This window comes from Clostridia bacterium, from assembly GCA_028698525.1.
Classification (GTDB): Bacteria; Bacillota; Clostridia; order JAQVDB01; family JAQVDB01; genus JAQVDB01.
Genome location: JAQVDB010000121.1, coordinates 1 through 2996, shown reverse-complemented (window position 1 = coordinate 2996; position 2996 = coordinate 1). Strand labels below are relative to the sequence as shown.

Genomic DNA, 2996 nt, shown 5'->3' with positions numbered 1-2996 from the left:
TATATAATATACAACAGCAACAATATATATCCTCCTTAAATTTTATAGTTTTTCTATTTTGATAGAATATTTTAAAAACACTCGTAGGCTCTATGTCTTCAGATTATTCATTAAAATATTGCTTTTACTTTAATCTATTCTATTTATATATACCCAAACATATGGTTAAAAAAAGATAAATAGTTTATTATAAACTATTTATCTTTTTTTGTTAATATTTAAATTTATTTATTTTTTGATAGCAGCTTGTGCAGCAGCAAGTCTTGCTATCGGAACCCTGAAGGGTGAACATGAAACATATTCTAAACCAACCTTGTGGAAAAACTCTATCGAGCTTGGGTCTCCTCCATGCTCCCCACATATACCCAATTTTATATCAGGCTTGGTTTGCTGGCCAAGCTTCACAGCTGTTTCTACCAATTTTCCTACACCTTTTTGATCCAGCCTTGCAAATGGGTCATTCTCAAATATCTGTTTGTCATAATAATCATCTAAGAACTTGCCAGCATCATCTCTTGAAAAACCGAAAGCCATCTGGGTTAAATCATTTGTTCCAAATGAAAAGAATTCCGCTTCTTCTGCTATTTCATCTGCTGTCAATGCGGCCCTAGGCAATTCAATCATAGTTCCTACCAAATATTCCAATTCTACTTCTTTTTCTTTTATCACTGCATCAGCCGTTTTGACTATTGTATTCTTTACATATTTTAATTCCTCTAATTCACCTACTAGAGGTATCATTATCTCCGGTATTATATTATAACCCTTTTCATTTTTAACCTCAATTGCAGCTTCTATAATAGCTCTGGTCTGCATTTCTGCAATCTCAGGGTACGTTACCGCTAGTCTACAACCTCTATGTCCTAGCATCGGGTTGAATTCTTCCAACCCTAATACTGTGGCTTTTAAATCTTCGAAGTCGATATTCATTTCTTGTGCAAGTTTTTGTATGTCTTGATCTTCTTTAGGTAAGAATTCATGAAGCGGTGGATCCAATAACCTTATAGTAACAGGTCTTTCTTCCATCACCTCATATATACCTTTAAAGTCTTGCTTTTGCATAGGCAACAACTTAGCCAACGCTTTCCTTCTCTGCTCCTCTTCCTTTGATATTATCATTTCCCGAACAGCGGGTATTCTATCTTCTTGGAAAAACATATGTTCAGTTCTGCATAATCCTATGCCTTGTGCACCGAAATCAACAGCAACTTTTGCATCTTTAGGAGTATCGGCATTTGTCCTTACTTTCAAACGTCTTGCCTTATCAGCCCAACCCATGAGCACTGCAAAATTTCCGCTTACCTTAGGTGCCACTGTAGGTATTACTTCGCCATAAACAAAACCTGTTGAACCATCAAGGGATATTACATCCCCTTCAACATATTTTTTATCTTTCGCTACGAAATATTTTCCGTCTTCGTTTATCTTTATCTCTCCACAGCCTGCAACACAGCATTTACCCATTCCTCTTGCTACAACTGCAGCGTGTGATGTCATCCCACCTCTTGAGGTTAGTATTCCTTCAGCAACATGCATTCCTTCTATATCTTCCGGGGATGTTTCAGTTCTTACAAGTAAGACTTTCTCCCCTCTGGATACTGCTTCAACAGCCGAATCAGCAGTAAAGTATACTTTACCACTTGCAGCACCTGGCGATGCAGGTAACCCTTTAGCTATAGGATTAGCCTTTTTCAATGCACTTTGTTCAAACGTTGGATGCAATAGCTGATCTAATTGAGCAGGCTCAACTCTAAGCACCGCTTCTTGCTCCGTTATCTTTCCTTCATTAACAAGATCTACGGCTATCTTGAGTGCTGCAGCAGCTGTTCTCTTTCCATTTCTAGTCTGCAACATGTATAGCTTTCCATTTTCTATGGTAAACTCCAAGTCTTGCATGTCTCTATAATGATCTTCTAACTTTTCTGCTATATCAATTAGTTGATTGTATATCTCTTCATTGATTTCTTTTAATGAAGCTATAGGCTGTGGCGTTCTTATGCCAGCAACAACGTCCTCACCTTGAGCATTCATTAAAAACTCACCAAAAAATCTATTTTCACCATTTGAAGGATCTCTAGTAAATGCCACACCCGTTCCAGAGCTCTCACCCATATTTCCAAATACCATGGTTTGAACATTTACCGCAGTACCCCAATTGTTTGGTATGTCATTTATTTTCCTGTAAGCAATGGCCCTAGGATTATTCCATGAACTAAATACAGCTTCAACAGATGCGAGTAGCTGTTCCATAGGATCTTGAGGAAAATCTTTTCCTATCTCTTTTTTGTATAACTCTTCATATTTTTCGATAACTACCTTTAGATTTTCAGCTGTTAGGTCGCTATCATATGTAGCATTATTCTCTTTTTTAACGTTCTCAAGTATTTCTTCAAATTTTGAATTAGGCACTCCCATAGCAACATCAGCAAACATTTGAATAAATCTTCTATAGCTGTCATATGCAAATCTCTCATTATTCGTTGCTTTCGCCAAACCTTTTACTGATTCATCATTTAAACCCAGATTGAGTATTGTATCCATCATACCAGGCATTGATACCCTTGCCCCAGACCTTACCGATACTAATAATGGGTTATTTATATCACCAAACTTTTTGCCTTCTATTTCTTCAAGCTCTCTAAGTTTCTGATGTATCTGATCAGTTATTTCTTGAGAAATTTTCTCTCCATCATCGTAATATTTTATACAAGCTTCTGTAGTTACAGTAAATCCTTGAGGCACCGGGAAACCCAAATTAGTCATTTCACAAAGGTTTGCACCTTTACCCCCCAGAAGGTTTCGCATAGTTGCGTTTCCTTCTTTAAACAAATATACATACTTTTTTGCCATATGGTTCCTCCTCCTTAAAAGTTTTATCTCAAGTTTAAAGTATAAAAACCTTTAAACATTTAGGCCATCAATTTCTAATAATGGTTTTGATTGTTTTTACAGATAATACATCAAAACTAGATATATTATACAATAAAAATATAATT

General features: G+C 36.2%; 1 protein-coding gene. It reads right to left on the bottom strand.

The window, feature by feature from the left end; genetic code table 11:
* Positions 1 to 228 precede the first annotated feature (228 nt).
* Positions 229 to 2850, bottom strand: coding sequence for a pyruvate, phosphate dikinase (ppdK, locus tag PHP06_10935; GenBank protein MDD3841054.1), 2622 nt, complete (start codon positions 2848 to 2850; stop codon positions 229 to 231).
* Positions 2851 to 2996: the final 146 nt, after the last annotated feature.

Excerpts from the sequence above, each read along its gene's own strand:
- ppdK (MDD3841054.1), bottom strand. The coding sequence starts at position 2,850 with ATGGCAAAAAAGTATGTATATTTGTTTAAAGAAGGAAACGCAACTATG.